General features: G+C 40.2%; 29 protein-coding genes and 1 tRNA gene. 17 read left to right on the top strand and 13 right to left on the bottom strand.

Translation table 11 applies throughout. The features are described from left to right. Positions 1-19: 19 nt before the first annotated feature. From OFN98_RS04195 to OFN98_RS04155, 9 genes are all read right to left on the bottom strand, one after another. A tRNA-Ser gene (locus OFN98_RS04195) sits at positions 20-111 on the bottom strand. A gap of 609 nt (positions 112-720) precedes the next feature. Then, complete coding sequence (gene larA, locus OFN98_RS04190) at positions 721-1977, bottom strand: nickel-dependent lactate racemase (protein ID WP_270868435.1); 1257 nt, start codon at positions 1975-1977, stop codon at positions 721-723. Between the two features lie 93 nt (positions 1978-2070). Continuing rightward, complete coding sequence (locus tag OFN98_RS04185; protein ID WP_270874481.1) at positions 2071-3324, bottom strand: ComEC/Rec2 family competence protein; 1254 nt, start codon at positions 3322-3324, stop codon at positions 2071-2073. Positions 3325-3365: 41 nt separating this feature from the next. Further along, positions 3366-4796 (bottom strand): type I glutamate--ammonia ligase, encoded by a 1431-nt coding sequence (glnA, locus tag OFN98_RS04180; RefSeq protein ID WP_270858342.1) that lies wholly within the window; start codon positions 4794-4796, stop codon positions 3366-3368. 194 nt (positions 4797-4990) lie between these two features. Then, positions 4991-5608, bottom strand: coding sequence for a hypothetical protein (locus tag OFN98_RS04175; protein ID WP_270874482.1), 618 nt, complete (start codon positions 5606-5608; stop codon positions 4991-4993). Between the two features lie 188 nt (positions 5609-5796). Next, entirely contained in the window at positions 5797-6000 is a 204-nt protein-coding gene (locus OFN98_RS04170) for a hypothetical protein (RefSeq protein ID WP_270874483.1), read from the bottom strand. Next, a complete protein-coding gene (locus OFN98_RS04165) occupies positions 6000-6377 on the bottom strand; it encodes a hypothetical protein (protein ID WP_270874484.1) in 378 nt (125 codons plus the stop codon). Before OFN98_RS04165 ends, OFN98_RS04170 begins: the two co-directional genes overlap by 1 nt. A 56-nt stretch (positions 6378-6433) precedes the next feature. Further along, positions 6434-7747: a hypothetical protein gene (locus OFN98_RS04160; protein ID WP_270874485.1), complete on the bottom strand. Its 1314-nt coding sequence runs from the start codon at positions 7745-7747 to the stop codon at positions 6434-6436. Next, positions 7737-8396, bottom strand: a complete 660-nt coding sequence (locus tag OFN98_RS04155; RefSeq protein WP_270874486.1) for a response regulator transcription factor — start codon at positions 8394-8396, stop codon at positions 7737-7739. Before OFN98_RS04155 ends, OFN98_RS04160 begins: the two co-directional genes overlap by 11 nt. Positions 8397-8550: 154 nt before the next feature. On the opposite strand from OFN98_RS04155, the gene OFN98_RS04150 reads away from it, so the two are divergent. Then, a complete protein-coding gene (locus OFN98_RS04150; protein ID WP_270858336.1) occupies positions 8551-8991 on the top strand; it encodes a Dps family protein in 441 nt (146 codons plus the stop codon). Positions 8992-9094: 103 nt separating this feature from the next. Here the strand turns inward: OFN98_RS04150 and OFN98_RS04145 are convergent, their stop codons facing one another. After that, entirely contained in the window at positions 9095-9433 is a 339-nt protein-coding gene (locus OFN98_RS04145; protein ID WP_270858335.1) for a hypothetical protein, read from the bottom strand. Between the two features lie 146 nt (positions 9434-9579). After that, positions 9580-9936: a histidine triad nucleotide-binding protein gene (locus OFN98_RS04140; protein ID WP_270858334.1), complete on the bottom strand. Its 357-nt coding sequence runs from the start codon at positions 9934-9936 to the stop codon at positions 9580-9582. A 132-nt stretch (positions 9937-10068) separates the two neighbouring features. Between OFN98_RS04140 and pheS the strand changes: the two genes are divergently transcribed. From pheS to OFN98_RS04075, 13 genes are all read left to right on the top strand, one after another. After that, complete coding sequence (gene pheS, locus OFN98_RS04135; protein ID WP_270874487.1) at positions 10069-11064, top strand: phenylalanine--tRNA ligase subunit alpha; 996 nt, start codon at positions 10069-10071, stop codon at positions 11062-11064. Next, positions 11061-13391 (top strand): phenylalanine--tRNA ligase subunit beta, encoded by a 2331-nt coding sequence (gene pheT, locus OFN98_RS04130; RefSeq protein WP_270874488.1) that lies wholly within the window; start codon positions 11061-11063, stop codon positions 13389-13391. Before pheS ends, pheT begins: the two co-directional genes overlap by 4 nt. Continuing rightward, on the top strand, positions 13388-14665 hold the full coding sequence (gene aroA / locus OFN98_RS04125; RefSeq protein WP_270874489.1) for a 3-phosphoshikimate 1-carboxyvinyltransferase: 1278 nt from the start codon (positions 13388-13390) through the stop codon (positions 14663-14665). The genes pheT and aroA overlap by 4 nt, the downstream gene beginning before the upstream one ends. Further along, a complete protein-coding gene (locus tag OFN98_RS04120; protein ID WP_270865917.1) occupies positions 14655-15488 on the top strand; it encodes a 4-hydroxy-3-methylbut-2-enyl diphosphate reductase in 834 nt (277 codons plus the stop codon). The genes aroA and OFN98_RS04120 overlap by 11 nt, the downstream gene beginning before the upstream one ends. 123 nt (positions 15489-15611) lie before the next feature. Continuing rightward, positions 15612-17273: a 30S ribosomal protein S1 gene (locus tag OFN98_RS04115; protein WP_270874490.1), complete on the top strand. Its 1662-nt coding sequence runs from the start codon at positions 15612-15614 to the stop codon at positions 17271-17273. Between the two features lie 56 nt (positions 17274-17329). Beyond that, positions 17330-18907 carry a phosphoglycerate dehydrogenase gene (serA, locus tag OFN98_RS04110; protein WP_270858328.1) on the top strand — a complete coding sequence of 526 codons (1578 nt, stop codon included), beginning with the start codon at positions 17330-17332 and terminating at the stop codon, positions 18905-18907. A 62-nt stretch (positions 18908-18969) separates the two neighbouring features. Then, positions 18970-19236 (top strand): HTH domain-containing protein, encoded by a 267-nt coding sequence (locus OFN98_RS04105; RefSeq protein ID WP_270874491.1) that lies wholly within the window; start codon positions 18970-18972, stop codon positions 19234-19236. Then, complete coding sequence (locus OFN98_RS04100; protein WP_270874492.1) at positions 19178-19885, top strand: WYL domain-containing protein; 708 nt, start codon at positions 19178-19180, stop codon at positions 19883-19885. The genes OFN98_RS04105 and OFN98_RS04100 overlap by 59 nt, the downstream gene beginning before the upstream one ends. Before the next feature lie 123 nt (positions 19886-20008). Further along, entirely contained in the window at positions 20009-20188 is a 180-nt protein-coding gene (locus tag OFN98_RS04095) for a hypothetical protein (RefSeq protein WP_270862272.1), read from the top strand. 19 nt (positions 20189-20207) lie between these two features. Continuing rightward, a complete protein-coding gene (locus OFN98_RS04090) occupies positions 20208-21674 on the top strand; it encodes a hypothetical protein (RefSeq protein WP_270874493.1) in 1467 nt (488 codons plus the stop codon). A 16-nt stretch (positions 21675-21690) separates the two neighbouring features. Further along, on the top strand, positions 21691-22224 hold the full coding sequence (locus OFN98_RS04085) for a hypothetical protein (RefSeq protein WP_270874494.1): 534 nt from the start codon (positions 21691-21693) through the stop codon (positions 22222-22224). A 10-nt stretch (positions 22225-22234) separates the two neighbouring features. After that, positions 22235-23266, top strand: a complete 1032-nt coding sequence (locus OFN98_RS04080) for a hypothetical protein (RefSeq protein ID WP_270874495.1) — start codon at positions 22235-22237, stop codon at positions 23264-23266. Beyond that, complete coding sequence (locus OFN98_RS04075; RefSeq protein ID WP_270874496.1) at positions 23256-23525, top strand: YkgJ family cysteine cluster protein; 270 nt, start codon at positions 23256-23258, stop codon at positions 23523-23525. Before OFN98_RS04080 ends, OFN98_RS04075 begins: the two co-directional genes overlap by 11 nt. 54 nt (positions 23526-23579) lie before the next feature. Here the strand turns inward: OFN98_RS04075 and OFN98_RS04070 are convergent, their stop codons facing one another. After that, entirely contained in the window at positions 23580-24164 is a 585-nt protein-coding gene (locus OFN98_RS04070; protein ID WP_270858310.1) for a PAS domain-containing protein, read from the bottom strand. Between the two features lie 114 nt (positions 24165-24278). Here OFN98_RS04070 and OFN98_RS04065 point away from each other — a divergent pair, with 114 nt between their 5' ends. Further along, the gene (locus tag OFN98_RS04065) at positions 24279-24719 is read left to right on the top strand and encodes a hypothetical protein (RefSeq protein WP_270858311.1); all 441 of its coding nucleotides are present in this window, start codon (positions 24279-24281) and stop codon (positions 24717-24719) included. 50 nt (positions 24720-24769) lie between these two features. On the opposite strand, the gene OFN98_RS04060 is transcribed toward OFN98_RS04065, so the two are convergent. Beyond that, positions 24770-25000, bottom strand: coding sequence for a YdcH family protein (locus OFN98_RS04060; RefSeq protein ID WP_270858312.1), 231 nt, complete (start codon positions 24998-25000; stop codon positions 24770-24772). A 171-nt stretch (positions 25001-25171) separates the two neighbouring features. On the opposite strand from OFN98_RS04060, the gene OFN98_RS04055 reads away from it, so the two are divergent. Together OFN98_RS04055 and OFN98_RS04050 are read left to right on the top strand one after the other, a co-directional pair. Next, complete coding sequence (locus tag OFN98_RS04055) at positions 25172-25879, top strand: DUF4198 domain-containing protein (protein ID WP_270874497.1); 708 nt, start codon at positions 25172-25174, stop codon at positions 25877-25879. Continuing rightward, complete coding sequence (locus OFN98_RS04050; protein WP_270874498.1) at positions 25876-26307, top strand: hypothetical protein; 432 nt, start codon at positions 25876-25878, stop codon at positions 26305-26307. The genes OFN98_RS04055 and OFN98_RS04050 overlap by 4 nt, the downstream gene beginning before the upstream one ends. Positions 26308-26345 lie beyond the last annotated feature (38 nt).

The raw sequence follows: 26345 nt of genomic DNA, 5'->3' as shown, positions 1-26345 counted from the left end.
ATTTTGGGATTTTGATTGGTGGCGGACAGGGAGGGATTCGAACCCTCGAGCCCCGGTTAGAAGCTGCACCCTTAGCAGGGGTGTGGTTTCGGCCAGCTCACCCACCTGTCCAAGTAATAAGAAATCGCATTATATCGAATAAAACTAATATAACGCTTAAAATTTCGCTAAATTTTGAAATTTTGGTTGTTTTGTGGCAGGGCTGGGGAATACTGCGCCGAGAATTTGGGCGTGTGTATAATGCGCTATTGAGCGTAAATTTTGTTTGATTTGTCATTGCGAGCGAGTGCAACGAGCGAAGTAATCTAGCACGGCGAAGCCGTAACGAAAAATCAAACCAGCTAAATTTAAAGCGAAGCTTTAAATTTAGCCACCTTAAAAGCGTCGTCGGGGTTGGGGGTTTGTAAGGGGGAAGGGGCGCGACCTCGCAATTCAAGCCCCCTTCCCCCTTACGAGAAAAGCAAAATTTAGCCTAAAATTTAAAAAATAATTCAATGCTAAATTTAGGTTGAATTTTGAATTTAAATTTTTCTGGATTGCTTCGAAAACTTCGTTTTCTCGCAATGACACGGAAATCGCGTTTTGGTAATTTTAACTCGTAGATTGCCACGACGGCGACAAGTCGCCTTACAATGACAAATTTTGACAAATTTGATAAATTTTAGAGATTAAATTTTAAAAAAGCAAAAATCAGGGGGGCGCGAAGCCCCCTAGCAGAAATTATTTTTTTACGATTACGGAAATTCCGTTTGGAATCACAGTTAGGCTCTTTTTGCCTAGCGCATGCGCCATTTCTAGGGCTTCTTCAAGGCTAGCGGCATATTTCATTTTCATATCTTCGACCATAGTTTTAATCTCAGGGCGTGTTACCATGATGACTGTGTGTTTGATCAAAACGCGCGCGAGAATTTGGCTCTCCCATTGATCTGGGATTGTTTTTTCTTGCGGTGTTGCCATACATTGATCGTAAAAGGCTTGCGCGCTTTCGCAATCTTTCAGTGAGCGATAAAATCCCTCGCCACCGTGTCCGTCGGCGCAGTATGAGCACTCGATGATGACGCCACCAGGGTTGCAGGTAGCCTCAGCTGCGGTCATTGATTTGACGCATTGGTAGAGATTTTGATCAAGTGGCGCGCCGCCGTTTGATGTGATGACGATGTCTGCCATTTTTGGCTCGACTTTGGCGTAACTTAGCAAAAAGTCGCAACCTGCTCTGTGCGCTGTAACATAATTTCCCGCAAACGCTGCGACCGTTTTTTTATCCTCGTCGATTACGACATTTACGATGTAGGCGAGTTTGGCAAATTTCGCCGCTGCTAGCATATCTGTGTGTAATGGGTTGCCATCTAGCACGCCAGTGCGGGCAAATTCGCTATCTATGAATTTCGAGCAGTGATTTCCTAGCACGGTTACTTTATCGCAAACACCAGGGAGCACGCTCTTTCTGCCGCCGCTAAATCCAGCGAAAAAGTGCGGTTCGATGAAGCCCTCTGACACCAAAAGCTCGGTCTCTACGGCTACTTTGTCGATGACGAGGGGCGCACCCGATGGCAAAATGCCGATTTGTGTGTTTGAATCAGGATCGAAGCAATCATGCACCACGATTTTTGAGCTTTCATAAATTTCATCGCCTAGTTTGGCGCGAAGCTCGGCCTCTGTGGTAGGGCGGTGAAATCCAGTGGAAACTAAAAGCGTGATTTCGATATCAGGATTTCCCTCTTTTAGCTCGGCAAACATATTTGGCAAAATATCCTTGCTTGGCACTGGGCGGGTGTGGTCTGAGATGATGATGACGCAGTTTTTCTTGCCTTTGGCAAGCTCGCACAATCGCGGGCTATCGATTGGGTTTGCCATAGCTTTTTTTACGATTTCTAGGCCGCTACCCTCGGCTTTAAGCTCGTCGATTTTAGAGCGCAAAACATTTGCGTCCCCCTCGTCGAAGTCGATAAAGGTGTTGCCATAAGGAATCTTTAACATAATTTACCCCTTAAAATGAAATGAAAATTTAACTTTTTATTATACAGCGATGAGGTGTATATTTTGCTTAAATTTCAAAATAAATTTTAAAATTTAAGTTATGAAAAATATCGGCAGAATTCCTAAAATAGGGCATATCAAGGCGCAGGTTTTAAAGCGAATAGCGCCAAGAGCACATAAATTTGCAAGCACAAAAAGTGGAAGTGGAATTTGCGCTTTAAAGCTTGGAAGCGTGAAATTTAAAAAACTAATCAAAGTCTCATCAAAAACCCCGCCCAATCCGCACAGGTGCAAAACCACGCTAAGAGGGTAAAAAATCACAAAAATATATCCGATGATAATCACGCTAAGTTGCTGAAATGAAGCCAGCGGAAAGAAAAAATACACCGCGATATTCATCGCAAACCAGACATAAAGATTAAAAAGTGCCAAATTTGCGAAAGTGCCAAATTTGCCCCAAAAATGGTGCGAATACAAAAAAATATAAAGCACGCCAAGGGAGGAAAAATAAAACCCCACGCTAAAAGCTAAATGCGGAAAAACGGCTAGCAAAAGCGCAATGCTAAGGAAGAGATTGGCGAAATTTAAAAGCTCGAAATTGCGCCACAAAAGGAAAAATCCCACCACGCACATCGCCAGCGAACGCAAAAAACTAGGCGTGAAATCCAGCACAAAAAGATAGCCAATCATCAGCAAAATCGCCGTAACGCTAAGGTCAAATTTGAGATTTCGCCACGGGAAAAATCGCCTTTGCAAAATGCGATAAATCGGCGCAAAGATTAGGAAAAACGACGAAAAAATAATCCCTAAATGAAATCCGCTAATCGAAACAATATGCGCGATCCCCCAGTGCGTGATGTTTTGGCGCAAATCATAAGGCATGGGCGTGGCGAAATACAGCGCGCTGTAAAGATCGGCTATGAGGGGGTTTGCGTGCTGAGAACGAATAAAATTTATGGCTTTTGATTTTGGCGAATTTTCGTAAAATGGGGCGGAAATTTTAAAATTTGGCGCATAAAACCTAGCTTTCACAAAATCCAAAAAACTCAAATTTTGCGTGATGATACCCACACTTACGCGCGCGAATCGTGGGAATTCGCGCCCTGTTTTGGTCGTGGTATAAATCGTAAAATTCCCTGATTTTAGTTTTAGCACGGTGTATGTGCGACCTTTGGCGTTTGTTTTGTCGTAGGAATTTAGAATTTGGCTTTGTAAAAATATGCGAGAATTTGATTTAAATTCGCAAAATTCGTGGTATTTAAACGCCAAATTTAGCGCAAAAATCAAAACGATAAAAAGTGAAAATAGGCAAAATTCTTTTTTGTTATAAAAGAGTTTGAGTTTCAAAATTTTGAAATTTGGGCGAAATCACTTTCGCCCACGCGCCCTTAGCACGAAAAATTCATCTTAAACTCATACGGAGTAGGGCGTGCTTCGTATGGCCAAACTTGGGTTTTAAATTTCATGTGTTGATAAGCTTGGATAAAATCGTCGCTCATAATATCTTTGAGATACGCTCTATCGCGGATCAGCGCTTCTAGCGAGCCACGAAGCGTGTGCGGGAACTGCTCGATACCGCGCTCGCGAATCTCATCAAGGGTGAGTTTAAATAGATTTTCGTCCATTGGCCCTGCTGGCTCGATTTTGTTTTTCACGCCATCAAGTCCTGCCATTAGCATTGCAGCGAAGGCTAAATATGGATTTGAAGTGCTATCTGGGAAGCGAAATTCAGCCCGCACGCTCTTTTCGCCTGCGCCATAAGGAATTCGCACAGAAGCTGAGCGGTTTTGGCTAGAATATGTCAAAATCGACGGAGCTTCAAAACCCGGGATTAGGCGTTTGTAGCTGTTCGTGCTGGCGTTTGTAAAGGCAGCGACGCTTCTTGCGTGAGCTAGCACGCCACCGATATACCATCTAGCGAAATCGCTTAAATTCGCGTAATTTCCCTCGCCATAAAATAGGTTTTTGCCGTCTTTCCAGACTGATTGATGCACATGCATGCCATTTCCATTGTCGCCATAAAGCGGTTTTGGCATGAAAGTCGCGGTTTTGCCGTTTAGTTGGGCTACCATTTTGATGACATATTTGAGTTTTTGGACATTGTCGGCCATTTCGACTAGATTGCCAAATTTCACGCCGATTTCGTTTTGGCCTTGGGCTACTTCGTGGTGTCCTAGCATGACATCAAGTCCTACTTGCTCCAAAACCTGCATCATCTCAGCCCTTAAATCAGTGGCTGTATCGATTGGCTGAGTCATCAAATATCCGCCTTTTTTGCGTGGGCGGTGGCCGCTATTGTATCCTGATGAGAAGTTCGTATCGTCGTTCCACTCGCCCTCTTCGGTGTCTATCTCATACATAGCACAGTTTGTGCTATCGACGATTTTGACATTATCGAAGATGAAAAATTCATTTTCAGCCCCGAAATACGCCTCATCGCCAAGTCCGCTATCTTTTAGGTATTTCATAGCCTTTTTGGCGATTGAGCGAGGGCATTTTTCGTAAAGTTCGCCCTTGTAAATATCGAAAATATCGCTAAAAACCACAGCCGTAGGGTCTGCGGTAAATGGATCTAAAAATGCAGTCTCCACATCTGGCATCATTAGCATATCGCTTTTATCGATTGGTTGCCAGCCGTCCATCGAGCTAGCGTCCATTGGGATACCGTTTTTGAACTGATCTGGTTCGACGATTTTGATATTGTAGCTGATGGAGTGCCAAAATCCCTTCATATCCGTAAAGCGGAAATCGACAAATTTAACTTCGTTTTCTTCGCAAAATTTGAAAAATTCATCGACATTATTCACAAATTTTCCCATTTCTTCTCCTTAAAAATTCTAAATTTTGTAATTCTACCCTTTTGTTACTTAAAATACGAAGCGAAATATTTTTGTGCGAGTTAAATTTTGAAATTTGCGCAGTTTTGAAAATTTGGTGCTAAATTTAGTGATAAATTTAAAAAACCCCGCGAAATTCGCAGGGTTAGGGGAGTATGAAATTATTTTAGGAAGGCTTATTTTTTATCTTTTTTAAGCTCTTTTTGCGCCTCTCTTTTTTCCTTGCGCTCTTTTAAATTTTTAGCCAAATTTGACTTTTGTTCGCCACTAAGCACACCAAGCAAGGCCTCGATGACACCAGCCTCGGCGGTGATTTGCTCGGTAAATTTTTTGCTATTATTTTCGATAAATTTTGCCTTGTCAAAATTAGCGATATCTTCTAGCAAATTCTCGCGTGGCTCTGATTTTTTGGCGATTCGCGCTTCGTTTGCTTCAAACATTATTCTGCGCACCTTCGCCCATTGCTCGTCGCTTAGATCAAGGCGTGGAAGCTCGCGCATAATCGCGCCTGTGTAGCGGTCATTGTGCCCCATTTTGTGGAATTTTTTCATACCTTGGCCAAATTTTGCCCCCTTTGCTTGGCAGTTTTTCATATCGCCAGCGCACGGCATTGCGCCGCCTTTGAAATCTTCGTGGAAACCACCCTTAAATCCGCCCATTTTTGGCATTAAATTTGGAGCGCATTTATGCTGGGCGTTTGCGCATGGAAGCGGAGTTTGACCGCCTTGCGGATCTTGTGCGAAAGCCCCAGTTGCCAAAACCGCGCACGCTAATGATAGAACTAACTTTTTCATTTTTTCTCCTTTGCTTTAAAGTTGGCGTGATTATACGCGCGCAAACTAACCCCAAAACCCACGCTTTGCTAACCAAAGCTAACTTTGGCAGAAAAATTTACGCTAAATTTGCTGTCATTGCGAGCCGACACCTAACTACCAAAAGATAAATGTTAATTTTTAAATTCGCAGTTTGCAATTCGTTTCTTTTATTTGATTTTAAAGTAAATTTCTTGTTTTTTATCATAAACAAATATTTTTGACTTGATATCATTTGCTTCAAAATAATCAAGCAATTCGGTAGCTTCCGAAAGCATATCTTTATCAACTTCCATATATGATATTTCTTTGTCAGGATTTAAATGTTTTTGTTGCACTTCATAAGAATACATTGTGGGCATATTAGAAAACATTATATGAGCCTTTTTTTAGTAATTAAATGATATTCATCATTGATTTTAATAACTTTTTGCAAATCCGAATATAACTTTTTAGTCTCATCATCAAATTTACAAGTAACATAAAAATATACAGAATCAAAATGCGAAAGCGTATAGCTAACATACTTTTTACAAGTTTTATAAAATTTATCTCTTTGTTTCTCTAAAATCTTATCATACTCCTTTGTTAGCTTTTCTATCTCATCATCGCTTTTATCTAATGCTTTAAGTTTAGCGTTATAATGACTTTTTAGGTAATACAATTCATAATTTATCAAATCATCTTTCATGGTTTTTATAATGAAAGGTTTTCTAAAAAGTAACAAAACTATCGGTAAAAAATATATCATCGCCAATATAGCGATAAATTTAAAAAATTTTTTAACCAATTTACGCAAATTCTGTTTCACTTTTTTATAAATTTTATAAAATTTACGCCATTTTCGTGCGAATAGGCGATTTCGTAGCCGTTTAAAATCGCTGTTTTTTGTATGATAAATAGCCCAAATCCATACCCGCTCGAACTTTTATGGCGCACGCTTTTATCCAATTTCCAGTTTAGTTCCAGCTCGCCGTTTGCGCTAGAAATGTCCTTGGCTAGGGGCTCGCCGCTGTTTTCGAAAACTATCGCGCCGTGCGTGGCGTAAATTTTAATCTCGTGATTTGGCGAGTAATTCAGGGCGTTTTCGATTAAATTTTTCAGGCAAATCTCCCACAGCTCGGCGCTTCCGTAAATTTTAAAATCGCTCTCTAAATCAACGCAAATTTTATCATTTTCGCGCAAATTTAGCTTTTCGCGTGTGCGCTCAAAAACCTCGCCAAAGCCCATTTGCTCGCACTCTACCGCCTCGGAGCTAACCAGACTTTCAAGAAGCCTGAAATTTTCTAACTGCTCGTTTATCTGCGCAAAAAGCCTAGCCAAATTGCCCTGATTTTGCGGGCTGGGAGCGTTTTTTAGGTAAAATGCGCCCTTGGCAAGGGGAGTTTTCATCTCGTGCATAAAGATTTTGTTAAACATTTCTCTGGTGCCAAGAAGCTGTTTTATGCGCAAAATCGCGCTATTATAGGCGTTTTGGATACGAGAAATTTCTTTATAATCGCTTTTGATTTCCAAAATTTTAAACTCGCCGTTTTTTAAATTTAGCAAATTTGAATAAAGCAAATTTAGTGGCGCCAAAGCCTTGTTTAAAAAGAAAAAAAGTAGCGCCAAAATACCTAGCAAAACGCAGAAAAAAATGTCGAAAACCGCGAAATCTCGGTCATTATCCAAGGCGCGCAAAACCATATAATTAATCGGCGTGTATATGAAAAACAGCTCCTCGCGCCCTGATTTTACGATCTGATAGCCGCTGTTTTTATCGCCGAAACTCTCGATGATTTTAGCGTTTTTGGTGCCGAAATTTTCGGCTAAAACAAAGCCGTTTTGCGCCAAAATTTCATCGCTTGGCAAGCTAGCGTTTAAAAGCTCTTCTTGGAAACTTTGCAAATTTAGCCGTAAATTTAGGCGCAAAGTCTCTTTGTAGCGATAATCCTTCCAGCTATGCACGCCAAACCATAAAAAAACTACCCCCAAAAACGCTACTAAAAAAAGTATCAAAATGCGCCTGAAAATGGACTTTTGCGCGCTGTTTTGCGAATTTATTTGCGCTGAATTTTTTGCGCCCTTTTGCGTATCTGTCTGCGCCGAATTTTGCGCCAAATTTTGCTCGCTATTTGGCAAGACGATACCCTCTGCCGCGAAGCGAGATTATGTGATTTGCCTCGCTGTGAGGTTTGATTTTGGCTCGAATTTTGCTGATTATCATCTCCAAATTTTTCTCATTTGCCGATACAATCGAGGGCGAGGCGCGCAAAATTTGCTCCTTGCTGACAGCGGCTGGGAAGTTGCGAACCAGCTCACCAAGCACTTCAAACTCAGCCAGTGTAAGCCCCAAATTTATGCCCTTAAACAGCACATCGCCTAGATTTTTATCCACGCTAAACGCTAAATTTTCGCTCTCTTCTTTAAAATCATTTGCCCTGCGCAAAAGCGAGATTATGCGCGCGTATAGCTCGTCTGGATCGTATGGTTTGGGCAGGTAATCATCAGCCCCGATTTGCAGGGCGCTTACCTTATCGACGGTCGAGGCGCGCGCGCTCGAAACGATAACCGGGATTTTGCTTTTTTTGCGGATTTCTTTGCAAACTTCCAGCCCGTCCATGCCAGGAAGCCCCAGGTCTAGCAAAACCAAATCAAACTGCGCCAAATCCGTGCTAATCGCCAAAAACGGATCCTCACACGCCTCCACGCTAATGCCCCGCAAGCCCAAAAATTCGGCTATCAATCCAGCAAACTCAGCGTCATCTTCGATCAAAAAAACTTTTACCATTTTTGCTCTTTAAATTTTGATATAAAGCCTTAATTATATGTAAATTTTGTAAATTTGAGAGTTCTAAATAATAAAATTTATTAATTAGATACTTTTTATTTAAATTTATCGTTTATAATACCGCCGAATTTAAATTAAGAAAGGAGACATGAAAATGTCAAAAGTAACAAAACAACTAAACCAAATCCAAGCAGATGCACATGCGCTATTTGTCGCATTTCACGCATATCACTGGAATATCAAAGGCCTACAATTCGCGCCAATCCACTCTTACACAGAGGAAGCTTACGATGAGTTTGGCGTGCTTTTCGATGACGCAGCTGAAAGAGCATTGCAAATCGGTGGCAAACCAGTAATCAAAGCCGAAGAGCTAATCAAACTAGCCTCTGCTCCAATCGATCTAAAAGACGATTATAGCGCAGAAGAGGTGCTAAAAAATGTGAAAAAAGCCTATGAATATTTGCTAAAAGAGTTCAAAAAACTAGCCGAAATCGCAGACGAAGCAGGCGATATCGTAACATCAAATTTCGCACAAGACAAACTTGGCGGATACGAAAAACGCCTTTGGATGCTTGATGCAATGCTTGCAAAATAATCTTTGCAAACCTCAATAAAAGTCGCCAAATTTGGCGACTTTTTAAATTTAATCTCAAAATTTAAACCTAAATTTAAACCTTGAAATTTCAGTCAAATTTAGTCTAGCATTTTCCTGCTTTTTTTAGCAATGCGTTGCATTTTTGGTTTGACGCGCCATTTGCGCCGCCGATTTTGGTGCATAGCGTATCGGAATCTAGTGCTACGACGCTGGTGAAATAGCATCTGTATAGATTGCCTTTGTTATCATTGACCTTAAAATGCACAGAGTCGATTTCGCTGACCACTGAGTCTTTAACGATTGTTAAATTTGATTTTTCTATACCTGTGGCAAGCTCGGCTCTATCCAAAAGCGAAGCCTCTTTTACAAATGGTTTTTTGACATAACCACATCCACTTACTAAAAGCGCGATAATAGCGCAACCAAAAATAGATTTTTTCATATATACTCCTATTTGGGTAAATTTAAAGGAAGTGATTGTAACCCCGCCCCTATTAAAATTTACTTAATTGTGGAGAAAATGGAAATTTTAAAATTTAAAAAAGCAGAAAAGTCGCCAAATTTGGCGACTTGTGAAATTTGTGAGTTTTAGAATTTATCGTGCGTATTCGCACCGTTTGTGTTATCCCACGGAAGTTTCGTTCCACCAAGGATATGAAAGTGCAGGTGCATGACCTCTTGGCCGCTGTTTTCGCCGCAGTTGCACACTAGGCGGTAACCTGTCTTATCTAGCCCCATTTTCACAGCGACTTCCTTGATAAAACTGCTAAGACCGACCATGACCTCTGGCGGGGTTACTTGGAAGTTTTCATAACATTTTTTTGGAATTGCCAAAATGTGTATTGGAGCTTTTGGACTAATGTCGTGAAATGCCAGAAAATCGTCGTTTTCTAGGACTTTGTTGCATGGAATTTCGCCTGAAACAATTCTTTCGAAAATATTCATAATAAATCCTTTTTGGGTTAAAAAATCAGGGCGAATTATAGCTAAAAATTTCAAATTTATGAATTTTTACCTTGTTTTTATCAATTTTTAACTACAATCGCAAAATTCATTTTTTTACAAAAAGGATAAATTTTGCAAGAAATCAAAGCCAAAATCGAAGCAGCCACTAGCTTAGATGAAATCGAAAAAATCCGCCTTGAATTATTTGGCAAAAAGGGCATTATCACCGAGCTTTTCGCTCAGTTAAAGTCCGTTCCTGCCGAGCAAAAAAAGGAATTTGCAAAAGAGGCAAACCAAAAGCGAGATATTTTTTCCGAGCTAATTGGCGCGAAAAAATCAGCCTTGGAGGCAATCGCGCAAAAAGAGGCGATGAAAAAAGAGGCGATCGATGTTACGCTGTTTAACGAAAATGTCGCTAGCGGGGCACTTCACCCTGTAATGGAGACTATGGATAAGATAATTGATTATTTTGTATCGCAAAATTTCAGCGTCGAAACAGGCCCGCTAATCGAAGATGATTTCCACAATTTCGAAGCGCTAAATTTACCGAAATACCACCCAGCGCGCGATATGCAAGATACATTTTATCTAAATTCAGGCGAGCTTTTGCGCACACACACTAGCGGCGTGCAAATCCGCACAATGGAGAAATTTAAAACTCCGCTAGTGCGTATGATAGCCCCAGGTGCGGTATTTAGACGCGATATGGATTTGACACATACGCCGATGTTTCACCAAGTAGAGGGTTTAGTCGTCGAAAAGGGCGCAAATGTGAGCTTTGCGAATTTAAAATACATTTTAGAGGATTTTTTGCATTATATGTTTGGCGATGTAAAGGTGCGATTTCGCCCTAGCTTTTTCCCATTCACCGAGCCTAGCACAGAGGTTGATATTAGCTGTATTTTCTGCGGCGGATCGGGCTGTCGTGTCTGCAAACAAACTGGCTGGCTAGAAGTGCTAGGAAGTGGCGTGGTAGATCCAAATGTGTTTAAAGCGGTAAAATGGAGCGATGTGAGCGGATATGCCTTTGGACTTGGGGTCGAGAGATTTGCTATGCTACTTCATAGAATTCCTGATTTGCGCTCACTTTTTGAAGGCGATATTAGATTATTGGAGCAATTTAAATGATAATAACGAAAAATTGGTTACAAGATTGGATTGATTTAAGCGAAGTCTCATCAGAAAATTTAGCCCTTACGCTAAATTCGATTGGTTTAGAAGTCGATGCGCACACTCGCATGAATATCCCAAATTTGGTCGTCGTGGGGCTAGTCAAAAGCAAAAGACGCCACGAAAATTCAGACCATTTAAATGTCTGCGAAGTCGATGTCGGCGAAAAAACGCTCCAAATCGTGTGCGGAGCCAAAAATGTCGATGCTGGGCAGTTCGTAGCAGTAGCACTCGTGGGAGCGAAGCTTCCTGGCGGATTGGAGATCAAACCGGCCAAACTTCGTGGCGAAGAGAGCTTTGGTATGATTTGCTCATCGACCGAGCTTGGGCTTCCTAAGACCTTCGATGGGATTATGATTTTAGATGAAAGTATCGGCGAGCTAATCCCTGGCAAGGCGCTAAATGAGTATGAAATTTTTAACGATGACATAATCGAGATCGAGCTTACTGCAAACAGGGGCGATTGCCTTAGTATTTTAGGTATCGCGCGAGATCTTAGCGCTGGGTTAAATTTAGCGTTGAAAGAAAAAGTCGAGTTCAAAGATCCTGAAAATGCCCCGGGAATCGGCAGAATTCTAAATGTCCATACAAACGCCGAAAGCAACGCGAGATTTTCATTTCGCGCCTTTGAAGCAAAGAAAAATTTCGGCCTTTCTTTTAAACACATTTTGCGCCTTGCAAATGCCGATTTGCTAGGCTCTTGCGCTGTGCAAAACTATCTAAGCTATGTTACGCACGCGACGGGAGTTTTGCTAAGGGCGTATGATTTCGAAAAAATCGCTAATGGGAGCGAAAAAATTTCACTTGATATTAAACAGCTACAAAACGGCGAATTTGGCGTGTATTGTGGTGAAAAACTGCTAAGTATCGCTGGAATTTGCCAAGATGAAAATTTTAAAGCCTGCGACGAGACAAAAATCGCAATCATCGAGGCAAACTACACCAAACCCCTTGTCATCGCAAAAGCCATAAACGAAAACAAAAGCCTAAAAGGCGACGAGCAGGTTTATCGCTCATCTCGTGGTAGCGAGCCAAGCCTAGGCGTGGGCACGGATCTTTTATTTCGCATTTTGGGTGAAAATCCTTCGATTTTGCCGTATGCTGGCGCGCAGAGAATTTCGAGCGCGTATGAGCCTGTAACGATTAGATTTAGCGACAAAGAGATTAATAAAATGATTGGCGCAGATATTTCGCGCGATCAAATCGTAAAAATTCTAAAAAAACTAGGATTTGATATTAGCATAGAGGCTGATTTTATCAACGCCAAAGTTCCGCATTTTAGGCACGATGTGCTAAATGCGCACGATATTTGCGAGGAAATCGTGCGAATCGTAGGCATTGATAATATCGCCTCAGCACCGATGAAATTCGAGGAAAAAACACGCATAAACGAAACTTATATAAATTTGCAAAATTCACGCAAAGTGCGCAAAAAAGCGGCTGCTTTGGGATTTTTCGAGTGTGTGCATTATGTCTTTGACGATAGCAAAATTTTAGCCTCTCTTGGATTTGTGCCGTGCAAAAAAGAGATTTTAAACCCAATCAATAGCGAGTTAGACGCGCTTCGCCCAACGCTGATAAATCATCTTTTGGCTTCATCTGAGCGAAATTTGAAAAATTCTAAAAAAAGCGTCAAACTTTTCGAGCTTGGCACGGTTTTTGACGCTGAGGGCGTGCAATCGCAAAAACTGGGATTTGTCGCAAGCGGACTAAAAAACGAAAGCTCTATCGCAAACGGCGCGAAACCTGCGGCTGCGGATTTTCTATACTTTGCGGGATTAATTCAAAGCGTGATTGGCAAATTTAGCGTGAAAATTCCAGAGCAAAAAATCGGCTTTTTAAGCGAATTTGAACAAGCCCTAATCGAGCAAAATGGCGAAATTGTGGGCTTTATAGGGCGCGTAGATGGCGATGTGGAAAAAAGTCGCGATTTAGAAAAAACATATTTGTGCGAGATTGATTTTGAAAAGCTAAAATTTGAAAGAATCATGGCAAATGCTTATTCGAAATTCCCTAGTATTTCGCGCGATTTAAGCATTTTGGTGCCAAATGACCTTAGATTTGAGAAGATTAAAGAGGTTATAAGCTCTCTTAAAATCGACGCTTTGAAGGAATTTTTGCCGACTGATTTATACAGAGACGAAAGCCTAAAAGATAGCGCGAGTCTGACAATTAAATTTAGTTTCCAAGACGATAACAAAACCCTCGAAGATGACGAAGTAGCGGGCTTTATGGATAAAATTTTACAAGCATTAAATCAAAATTTAGGATTAGAATTACGATGAGAATTTTCGCTCAAAAATCGCCATTAAATGCCGAAATTTCAAATATCGGCTCGGATAAATCGATCTCTCACAGAAGCGCAATTTTCGCGCTTTTATCAGATAGGACAAGCAAAATTTCAAATTTTTTGCTAGCCGAGGATACGCTAAATACGCTAAAAATCGTAGAGGCTCTGGGCGCAGAGGTTAAGCGAGTGGGTGCCGAAGTCGAAATCACGCCAAAAGGCGCGATAAAAGAGCCAAATATGCCATTAGAGTGCGGGAACTCAGGCACGACAATTCGCCTTTTTATGGGGCTTTTAAGCTCGGTTAAGGGATTTTTCGTCCTAAGTGGTGATAAATACCTAAACGAGCGCCCAATGCGCAGAATAGGGGGTCCCCTAAGCAAAGTAGGGGCGAAAATTTACGGCCGTGATAATGCGAACAAAGCTCCGATTGCAATCGAGGGAAACAAGCTTGAATATTTCGAATTTGATAGCAAAATTTCATCTGCTCAGGTCAAAACCGCTATGATTTTAGCCGCTCTTAATAGCAATGGTTGCAAATTTAGCGAACCTGAGCTAAGCCGCGATCACAGCGAAAAAATGCTAAAAGCTATGGGAGCGGATATTAGCACAAATGGCCTTGAACTGCGTGTAGAGCCACTACGCGCGCCACTTAAACCGCTTGAAATTTTCGTGCCAAACGACCCAAGCTCGGCGTTTTATTACGCTGTGGCAGCCTCGATAATCCCGGGCTCGCATATCGTGCTAAAAAATATGCTTTTAAATAAAACTCGCATAGAAGCTTATGAAATTTTAAAGAAAATGGGCGCGAAAATCAGCTACAAAAAAACTGATGAAATTTACGAAGAAATCGGCGATATCGAAATTTCTTACGCCCCGCTTCACGCCGTAGATGTTAGCGAAAATATCCCGTGGATGATAGATGAAGCCCCAGCCCTAGCCGTGGCGTTTGCCTGCGCGCAGGGCAAAAGCACCCTAAAAAACGCAAAAGAACTTCGCGTCAAAGAGTGCGACCGCATAGCTGTCATGGTCGAGGGATTAAAGGCGTGTGGCGTGGCAGCTAGCGAGCTAGAAGATGGCTTTGAAATCATAGGCGGTGGAGAAATGAGCCCAGCAATCATCACGCCTCATGGCGATCACAGAATTGCGATGAGCTTTGCGATTTTGGGGCTTAAATGCGGTATGATGATAGAAGATGCTAAATGTATCGCGACATCTTTTCCAAATTTCAGCGAAATTTTAAAACAAATTGGAGCTAGCGTTGAGGATTGAAATGGCCAAAAGCTACGGCTTTTGCTTCGGGGTAAAAAGAGCGATTAAAATCGCAGAAAACGCAGGCGAAGCCTCGACGATAGGCGAGCTAATCCACAACGCAGAAGAGATTAACCGCCTAAGGCAAAATTTCGGCGTTAAAACCCTAAAAGACGCTAGCGAAGTAAGCGATGAAAAAAAGCTCATAATCCGCACTCATGGTATCCAAAAAGAGGATTTGACGCGTCTAAGAGAGCAAAATAAAGAGCTCATCGACGCGACCTGCCCCTTCGTGACCAAACCACAGCAAATCGTCGAAAAAATGAGCGATGAGGGGTATGATATCGTGATTTTTGGCGATAGCAACCACCCAGAGGTAAAAGGGGTGAAATCCTATGCTAAGGGCAGGGTTTTTGTTGTTTTAGAGCCAAGTGAATTGGACGAGATTAAGCTAAATTCGAAGGTTGCTGTTGTTTCACAAACTACGAAAAAAATCGAAAATTTTGTCAAAATCGTGGATTATTTAATGCAAAAATCGCGTGAGGTGCGTATTTTTAACACCATCTGCAACGCAACGCTAGAAAACCAAGAAGCAGCCGCCGAACTTGCCAAAAAAGCCGATATTATGATAATCGTGGGTGGCAAAAATTCATCAAACACAAAGCAACTTTTTTTGATTTCGCAAAGCTTTTGCAAGGATAGTTATTTGATCGAAAACGAAGACGAAATCGAGCAAATTTGGTTTAAAAATAAAAATTTATGCGGGATTTCGGCTGGGGCTAGCACGCCTGATTGGATTATCAAAAAAGTCGTTGAAAAAATCGAAAAAATATCAAAATTTTAAAATTTCATCTCAAATTTAACATATCAAAATTTAAAAAAATTTAGTTGATTAAAAGCAAAATTTAGGTAAGATTTAGTTTTTAGCATTTTTGTTAAAAATGTAAATAAATTTAAAGGAAGCTTTATGGCCGAGGTGAACGAGAAAGTTCAAAATCACGCAGATGAAGATTTTGCGAAATTGTTAGAAGAGTATGACAACCAAAAATCACACGATGAGGTAGTCACAGGTAAGGTTATCGCTGTTAAAGACAACGAGATTTTCGTAGATGTGGGTAGAAAGCTAGAAGGAGTTTTGGATGTATCCGAAGTGAGCGACGCCCAAGGAAACTTGTGTGTAAAAGTAGGTGATGACATTAAAGTCGCGATAATCGGAAGTAGAGGTGGTCGCCCGGTCGTATCATATAAAAAAGCTATAAAAAAAGAAAAAGTCAAAGCATTTATCGATTCTTATGATGAAAATGCAGAAAATGTATATGATGTCAAAATCGTCTCTTTTAACAAAGGCGGTTATGTTTGCGTTAGCGAAGATGATGTTGAGTTTTTTATGCCACGCTCTCAAAGTGCGCTTAAAAACCAAAATGGCGCTATCGGCAAGACTTTTAAAGTAAAAGTTCTAAAAGTAAATGAAGATGAGCTAAGTATCGTGGTTTCACGCAAAAAATTGCTTGATGAGGACCGCAAAGCTAGCAAAGAAATCATCGAAAAAATCGTAGCTACTGAGGGTGTCATCGAAGGCACAGTCAAAAAAATCACAACTTATGGTATGTTTGTCGATGTAGGTGGCGTAGATGGTCTAGTTCATTACAGCGAAATTTCATACAAAGGCCCTGTAAATCCTAGCTCACTTTACAAAGACGGCGACAAAGTCCCAGTCAAAGTCGTCAAATACGATAGCGACAAAAAACACCTATCTCTTTCAATCAAAGCTGCAATGCCTGATCCTTGGAACGAGATCAAAGACAGCCTAGAAGTCGGCGACACAATCCGCGTAAAAATCAGCAATATCGAGCCTTATGGCGCATTTGTTGATTTAGGCAACGATATCGAGGGATTTTTGCACATTAGCGAAATTTCATGGGATAAAAATATCAAAAATCCAAAAGACTTCATCAGCGAGGGCGAAGAAATCGATGTAGAAGTCGTAGAAATCAACCCAGATGAAAGAAGACTAAGAGTAAGCCTTAAAAACTTGCTTCCAAAACCATTTGATGAATTTTTGGCAAAATATAAAGTTGGTGATGTAGTAAAAGGTGCAATCACAACAATCACAAATTTTGGCGCGTTCGTTAGAATCGACGGCGTAGAGGGTCTTTTGCACAATGAAGACGCTTCTTGGGATAGAAACGAAAAATGCAAAAATTTATTCAAAATCGGCGATGAACTAGAAGTCAAAATTATCAAAATCGACAACGACACACAAAAAATTTCACTAAATCGCAAAGAGTTAGGCGATAGCCCGATTAGCGATTATGCGAAATCTCACAAACAAGGCGATGTCGTAAAAGGTAAAATTCGCGATATCAAAGATTTTGGAATCTTCGTAGAGTTAGAAGGTGGCGTAGATGCGCTACTTCGCAAAGAGGATTTGGGCGATAAGAGCGCAGATGAGATCAAAATCGGCGATGAAATCGAAGCTGCGATTGCATTTATCGATGAAAAGAAAAATCGTATTCGCCTAAGTGTTCGCAGACTAGCTCACCAAAAAGAGCGCGAGCTTTTAAACGAAGTAAATAGCGATGACGAAAAAATGACTTTGGGAGATCTTATCAAAGATCAACTAAAATAACCCCGCTTGCAAGGCAGTTTTGCCTTGCAACTCCACATACAAAATAGGAGAAATTTATGAAAACTGTAATAGTTTGCGACGCAATCCACAATATAGGTTTTGAACTTCTCTCAAAAGAATCAGATATCAATGTAATCGACGCTACTGATGTCCCAAAAGACGAGCTTTATGGCATGCTTGGCGATGCAGATGTAGCAATCACTAGAAGCTCGACTGCGGTAGATGAGAAATTCCTAAATTCAGGAACTAATCTCAAAGCTATCGTGCGCGCTGGTGTGGGCGTGGATAACTGCGATATCGACGGCTGCTCTAAGCGCGGAATTATCCTTATGAATGTCCCTACGGCAAACACAATCGCCGCTGTGGAGATGACTATGTGCCACCTGCTAAATGCCGCCCGCAAATATGTAAATTCGTGCAATGATTTGAAAATCAATCGCATTTGGAAACGCGAAAAATGGTATGGCACCGAGCTATACAAAAAAAGCCTAGGCATTATCGGTTTCGGCAATATCGGCTCTCGCGTGGGTGTGCGCGCACTTGGCTTTGGTATGAGCGTCATCGCGTATGACCCATACATCGATCCAGAAAAGGCCACAAAACTAGGCGTGAAATACACTACGAATTTCGACGATATCCTAGCGTGCGATTTCATCACAATCCACACGCCAAAAAACCGCGAAACTATCAATATGATCGACGAGCCACAAATCGCCAAGATGAAAGACGGTGTGCGCCTCATAAACTGCGCGCGCGGTGGATTATACAACGAAGCAGCCCTAGTAAAAAACCTAAAATCAGGCAAAATCGCATATCTAGGTATAGATGTTTTCGACAAAGAACCAGCCACTTCGCATGATTTCTTAGATATCGAAAATTTAACCGCCACCCCGCACCTTGGCGCAAACACTTTGGAATCACAAAGAAATATCGCAGTCGAGGCCGCAGAGCAAGCTATTAGCGCAGCACGCGGTATCAGTTATCCAAATGCGCTAAATTTGCCTATCAAGTCCGAGGATTTACCAGCCTCAATCGAAGCGTATGTGGATTTGATATCAAAAATGGCATATCTAGCCGCCCAAATCAACAAAGGTCCGATAAAATCTATCAAAATCGAGGGTAGCGGCGAGATTTCGCAATACCTAAATTCAATGCTAGTTTTCGCTATCGTGGGCGCACTACACGATAGTTTGGGCGATTCGCTAAATTATGTCAATGCAAAATTCTTAGCCGATGAGAAGGGTATCGAGACCGAGTATAAAGAGTGCGTGGGCAGTATCTACAAAAATGAGATTGGTGTTACGATTATCACAGACAAGGATACTTCGAGCGTCGTGGGCACGGTCTTTGACGGCAAAGAGGGTCGCATAGTCAATGTCAATGGATTTAAAACTGACTTCAAACCAAAAGGTAAGATGATAATCTTCAAAAACACCGATGTTCCAGGCGTCATCAAAAACATAAGCACGATTTTAGCCGATGAGAATATCAATATCGCTGACTTCCGCTTAGGCAGAGGCGAGGACGGCAACGCACTAGCCGTAATCTTAGTCGATTCTCAGGTGCAAAAATCAGTCCTCGAAAAGCTTGCTAAACTCGACACTTGCCTCATGGTGCGCTACGCATCGCTATAAATTTAGCCAAATTTAATGGGGGTTATAATAACGATTTTATTATAACCCCAAAAGAAAGCAATATGATAAAAAATTTAGAAATTTACGCAAAAAACTCAGGCAAAACCCGTGATAATATCGCTTATCGCATGGCGAAATTTTGCACCTTGGCACTTAGCGCGCAAAGCTTCACTTTTGGCGAGCTTAGCAAAGAGCTGGGCGTGGGCGCAGATACGCTCAAACGCGATATAAAGGCGCTGGAAAATCACGGATTTGAGTTCGTAAAGAGTGGTGGCGAAATCCGCGCAAATTGCGCCCGGGGGGGGGGTTCTAGATACATGCTCGCTTAGTCTAGCGCGAAATTTAGGTGTTAGCGAGATTTTCCCTAGCTTTGGAAGCGAGGAAATCACAGACCTGCTAAACGGCGTTTATAAAATCGACGCCAAATTTGACAAATTTGCCCCAAATTCCACGCTCAAAAGGGATTTTGAGGAGATTTGCTACGCTATTAAAAATCACAATATTTTAAATTTCACTTACTCGGGCAAGGAGCGCACCGCAAAGCCTTATGCCTTTATTTTCCGTCTTGGGGTGTGGTATGTGCTATGCGATGAAATGGGGGTTTTAAAGACTTTTACATTTGAGAAAATTTCAAATTTAGATGTTTTGGAGCAAACCTTCTCGCCAGAAATCAAAAAACTAGCCCAAATCAAAGAAAACAAAAACCACTGGTTTTCATCTAGTCCCATAAATGCGAGATTGCGTGTGGATAATACTGCGCTTGGATTTTTAAAACACAAGAAATTTTTTATAAAACAAGAAATCATAAATCAAAACGATAAATTCGCCACACTCGCCGTAACGGCGGCGTTTGAAGATGAAATTTTAAATTTCGCAAAACTCTATCTGCCATATATCAAAATCATCGAACCAGCGAGTTTGCAAAGTAAATTTGAAAAAATTTTGCAAGATTATCTAAAAAATGGCGGAAATTTATAAGAAACGACAAACCCTGTCGCAGCCATTTCGTAAAATACCATAAATTTTTACGAAAGGATGAAAAATGTGGAAGTTTTTCTTAGGTTTAGGCGTAGGTGCGATAGCAGGAGTAGGAGGAAAAATATGTTAAATGAAAAGTATATGCATATGATGATGCGTTTATTAATAACACCAGATGATAAATTGGATGAAAATTTGAAAAAGCAAAAGAGACAATTAGTAGAAAAATTATCTAAACAACAGGAAAGTTTAGAAAAATTGCAACAAAATGAAGAAAGCAATTGTAAGAATTTAAAAAAGTAAATTTTATAAAGAAGAAAAAATGACAAATTTATTTCCTTATGAGTATTCATTTGCTGGTGAAAAACAAATTGCAAGATTGCAAAATTTAGGACTTTTGGAGCAACAAATAAGCGATTTACAATTTGAAGCAGATAGTATAATTAGGCGTTATGGTAAGTTAAAAAATAATGCTGATAGCTTAGATTATATGGTTGCTTTTGCTAGTGGTGCTATTGCGGGGGCTATTGATATAATTTGGGTCGGAGCGTTTGATTTTAATAGGGGTAAGCAGTGGGGTAGCGAAAAAGTCAATGACTTTGTGCAAAAAGTAGCTAAGTGGCAAGGATACAAAGGCGATAAATTAGATGGTGCTATAAAATTTTTAGAAGATAAATTTCCTATTGTTGCCGATAAAGCTACGGCTGAATTTGGCGGTGGCTTAGGGCACCATTTGCGTGATTTTTCACACCACCCTACGCCAATCGGGCTAATGTTTTCTTTGCTTACGCAATTTACTGGCAATGTGTATGGCACAGACACAACAGGAGCTTTTATGATAGTTCCGTTAAAAGATACTACGCTTATCGGAAAAGATATATATGAAAAAATTCTTTTTGGAGTAGTTTATTGGTTTTTTCACATGGTTAGCGATATGGCTGGTTCTAGTGGCACAGCAGGTGGGGGAACTGGACTTCCCGGACCTATTGTGTCGCTCTTAAAAGAAATTTCGTCTTTGCCTATTTTTCAAAATTTTAAAAATGAAAGCGGAAATTCTGAATTTTCTGTATTTATTTCAAAATTATTTAACGGCACATTATTTTCCAAGCGTGATGAAAATGGAAAAATTATAAAAGAGAGCATAAAACCTTTTGATTTAAGGGGTGAAATTGGCGTAGCTTATGAACTTTCTAGGCAAGCATTGCCTGTAATCATAAACGAGTGCGTTGTTAGGGCGTTTTATTTTATTCGTCGTTTTGCTATGGAAATAAGAGAGCAAAAAATTTCGAATTTTAATGATTTAAAATATATAGATTGGCAAGTTGTTTTGCCGTTTAATAACGGCACGATTAAACGAATGCTGAGTATTTCATCTGCAACTTTTACTGCCATAGATTTAGCTGACGCATACAAACAAGCAAATATTTTGCGTGTGAATTTTATAGGTATTGCAAGACTTTGTTTGGCGGTGCTAGATGATTTGAAATTTCATGCCAAGTTAGCTAAACAATATAGAGCCGATATGGAGCGAATTTGTGGGAAAATCATAGAATTATTGCAAATTTATGAAAGCGAACTTAGGAGCTATATCAATGAGTATTTGAGCGACCATATAGCCGAATTTGACAAAGCGTTTTCTTGTATGAGTGATATGTATAAATTAGGCGATATTAACGGCTTTATAAAAAACGCAAATTTACTTACGCAAAATTTAGGGGGTGAAACACAATTTAAAAATTTTGATGAATTCAATGCTTTGATTGAAAAAGGCGAAATTATTACAATTTAATTAAGAAAGGAAAAAGATGCAAACAAAGGATAAACTTATTTTGTTATTACTAGCGATAAATATCGACGGTATCACAGATGAGGAAAAAGGGCTTTTAAGGGAAATTGCTAAACAATATGCCGTAAGCGAGAAAAATATGTTAAAAGTAAAAAGCGAAGTAAATTCGTTACTTGGAAGCGGGGAGCCGGTTGGAGAGATATTTAAAATTTGCATTCAAGAAGCTATGGAGCGTAGTTATGACAAGATGGATAATATGCAGTTTCTTTGGACGCTTGTAAATATGGGCTTTATAGACGGCGATTATTCTGATAATGAGCGAAGCTTGGTTAATCTTTACTGCGAATTTGCAAGGCTAGATAAAATATTTGCAAGAGAATTTGAAGATATAGCTAAGGCTATGGTTGCAGTAGTAGAGCAAAAGAAATTCTTACAAAACTCAAAAATAAATTCGCAAAAGTCTGAAATTTTAAGTAAAGAATTAGATAAAAATCAAGCTGTGCTAAAAAATAACATTTCAGAGCTAATCTCGCTCTCATCAACACTAGAATAAAGGAGAAAATATGCCATTACCAATAATAATATTAGCACCAATTCCATTTTTGTTATACGGAGCAAAAAAGTGCCGTGATGCTTATCGGGATAATAAAACTGCAAACTCAGTAAATAATCGAGCAAACAAAATTATCGAAGATGCAAAAGAACTTATCGACACTCACCGAAAAGCTAGTGGAAAAGCACTTGAAAATTTAGGCGAGAAAAAATTATTCATTTTAGATAATGTTGTAAAAAGTCTAATTGATACGATAGAAAAAATTGAGTTTAAAGATAGCATAGGTTTGCAAGAGTTGAGCAAATTTAAGATAGATAAAAGCGAATTTGTAGAACTAAAAGAGATGAGTGGTTTTGCTTCATCCATACTAGGCGGAACAGTCGCTGGGACTGCGGGCGGAGCTTTAACAGCTTTTGGTGCATATAGTGCAGCTGGTTGGTTAGCTACTGCTAGCACGGGCACGGCGATTAGCACTCTTAGTGGCGCGGCTGCTACAAACGCTACTTTGGCATTTTTTGGTGGCGGAAGCTTAGCAGCTGGTGGTTTAGGAGTAGCTGGTGGAACTGCCGTGTTAGGCGGTTTGGTAGCTGCTCCTGCATTGGCAGTGATTGGGCTAATAGCTAGTTCAAAAGCCAGTGCTTTAAAAGATGAAGCCTATGCAAATTTAAACGAAGCTAGAAAATACGAAAAAGAGCTAAAAACTGCAAGTGTAGCGTGTGATGGCGTAAGAAGAAGAGCAGATATGTTTTATAGATTTTTTGTTCGCCTTGAATCGTTAGCTATGCCGATAAATTATGAATTATCAAAAATAGTAGAAAAATATAAAAATCCAGACACTGGCAAAGCAGACCCGGCTAAATTTGATGAAAAAGAAAGAAAAATCTTTGGTGCTAGTATTTCTGTGATAAAAACTATAAAAACTTTGTTAGATACGCCATTGCTAACGGAAAGCGGAGAATTAACAGAACAATCGGAGCTTGTCGCAACGCAAATTGACGAGCAAGTAAATTTAGCAGAGAAACAAGTGGCTAATGAGCTTTAATTGTTCTAAATGCGGGGAGTGTTGCAGGCATATCACAAATATTCCCCAGCTTAGTAAATTTGACAGGGGCGATGGAGTTTGTAAATATCTGCGTGGCTACGAGTGCGATATTTACGACACTCGCCCTGAAATTTGCAATGTAGAAAAAATGTATGAAAAATATTTTTCGAATTTATATTCTCGCGATGAATTTTATAAATTAAACGCAGAAGCGTGTGAAATGCTACAAAATAAAAACTTTAAAAATTTACAAATTTAGCGTCTGGCAATTTAAATTTACAAAATTTCGCCAAACGCTAAATTCTACCTAAATTTATCTTCCAAAAATTTTGCCAAATTTGGCTTGGAGTTTGTCTAAAAATCCCTTTTTTGTAACAAGCCCTTCGATAAATTCGTCATAAGTCGTATTGTTGGCGTGTAAAAACCCCTCCAAATACTCATAGCTAGCCTTTATGCCCGAGCTATTTTCGATCTCGACTAGTTTTTTGTAAATCGGCTCGATTTGCTGGATTATCTCAGCTGGTGCTGGCGTGCGAAATGCCGTATGCTCCGATATAGCCGTGTGTCCGACGACCTTTTTGGTATGCGGGTCGATGACTTGATCGAGCTTGGCTATGACCCAGTAATACCTGCCGTCTTTGGCTAGATTTTTCACCGCAGCCGTAAATGGTCTGCCCTTAGAAATGCTATCCCACATTAGCTTAAATGCGATTTTTGGCATATCTGGGTGTCTGACGATAGAGTGTGGTTTGCCGATGAGCTCGCCCTCGCTATATCCGCTAACCTCCAAAAAATAATCATTGACATAGGTAATGATACCGCGAGGATCCGTCTTTGAGATGATGATTTTGCTGAAATCCAACTCAATTTGTTCATCTATGGGAACAGGTCTTTCCATACTTACCTCCTATTTTTGTATATATTTTCCTTTTTGTTCTGGTATTTTAACATAAATTTTATAAATTTGTGTTATAATAGCGATTTATATTAATTCAACCAAAGGAAATTTCCAGTGAATAAAGCGGATACTATAAAAGCCGTTGAGAGATTTGTAAATTCGCAAGAAATGATGATGTTTCGCGTCAAAAAGGGGATTTATCAGGACTCAGCGCAAAATTTAGAGCAGGTATTTGCTCCGTTTAAGGATTTTTACTCGTTTTTGAAAAATCCTGCTAATAAATTGCAAGAGTTACTTGGAAATGTCGCGTATGATTCGATCGTGAGCTTTACAGAATCTAGCATTGAGCATTGTGATAAGATCTGGGGCACATATTTTGTCGAGACAAAGGGTTTGTTTAAATCAGGCATAAAATATGTCGAACCTGACTTCGTAGCGAAGGAAAAAGCCAAAGCTTACTACGACGATTTGGTCAAAAACAACGAAAAATTAATGGAATACATCGATATCGGATTACAACGCTTACACAGTTTGGAAGATAAATTATTTTTGTAATTTTATAAATTTGATATTGAATTTGTGGTTGCGCGGAGTGCGCAACCTTTTTATTTGCCCTCTTTTTCAGCTTTAATCTTAGCCAAAAACATACCGATTTCATCTTTTACGCGAAGTTTCTCTCTTTTTAGTGAATCGACTTCTAAATCGCTCATATGCACTCTGCCCTCGACTGCGGCTGCGATTTGATGATCTAAATCATCGTGTTTTTCAAACAACGCATCAAAGCGTGCATTTTTGCCTTTAAGTTCAGTGATTAAATCTCTGTATTCGTGAAACATAATATATCCTTTTCTTTGAAATAGCCTACTAGTCTAGCATAAAAGGGCTTAAAATTCGTATATATTGCAATAAAAGAAAAAATTTATATTAGTAACACCAAAATTCAATTAATATTAAAATTTAGTCGATATAATACTAATCCATTTTTAATAATATTTAAGGAGAATTTTATGTTTAAAAAAGCACTTTTATTCGTTGCATTGTGCATGTGTGCAAATGCCCACCAAATCGTTATCCAAAACATCGACACGAACAAATACGAGGTCAAATTTTGGGCTCATGGCGAGTATGAAAAATATGCCAGCGAGCAATTAATCGCAGCTAACGGCTACGATGAAAATTTAAAACCTATCAAAACCGGAATTGATTATAAATTTGACGACGCAAACGCCGCGCCTGTCGTGCTAACAGCAAGCAAGCCTGCTTTGATGAGCGGAATTTATGACGCTGGGTATTGGATAGAAACCGATGAGGGCGGAAGCTTCGTCAAAGGCGGATTAAAGAGCGTTAAAGGCGCAGTTTTTGCAAATTCAAGAAGCCTTAAAATCGGCAAAACTTACTTTTCGTGGAACGAAGCAATGCTAAGCCCGATAGGCCTTGATTTCGAAATCATCGCCCTTGCAGATCCATTTTCACTAAAAGAGGGCGACAAACTCCCTGTTTTGGTGCTAAAAAACGGCAAACCATCGCCAAAAACCAAATTTGAAGTCGGCGTGCATGAGGATTGGGAATTTAGCACAAACGAATTTGGTATCGCGCTAATCCCTGTCGAAAAAGGGCTAAATGTAATCGCTGCCAAGAGCGCTAGGAGCGAATATTCAGACCCAAATGCCAACAAACTCTTAATCCAAACTTCAATCACATTTGAGCTTAAATGAGAGTTTTAATTAGCGTTTTGTTTTGCGTTATTTTGGCGTTTGCGCATGGGATTAGCTACAATATCACGCATGATAAAGCCGTGATAATCAATGCGAATTTTGCCACTTCTATCCCAGCCAAACACGCCAAAGTTCGCATTTACCAAGGGGAAAGTGCGCTTGCTATGCAAATCGCGCAGACGGACGAAAACGGCAAACTAGCCTTTTTGCCACCTGCGCCCGGGAAATACCGCGTCGAAATAAGCGCGCAGAGTGACCACGGCGAGCACAGAAGTGAATTTAGCGTGGACATTGATGAGAATTTCGGCGTTAGCAAATACGACGAGCTAGCCTTTGCGAAATACCAAGGCTTGCTTAGCGTGATTGGCATTATTTTTGGACTTTTTGGCATTATTGCGCTAATAAAAAGTAAAAAACGCGCGATTTAGCGCGAATTCAGGGTTAAATTTAGATAAATTTATGTTCT

The organism is Campylobacter sp. JMF_15 NE4, assembly GCF_027737645.1.
GTDB lineage: Bacteria > Campylobacterota > Campylobacteria > Campylobacterales > Campylobacteraceae > Campylobacter_B.
This window is presented reverse-complemented; position numbering and strand designations above follow the sequence as displayed.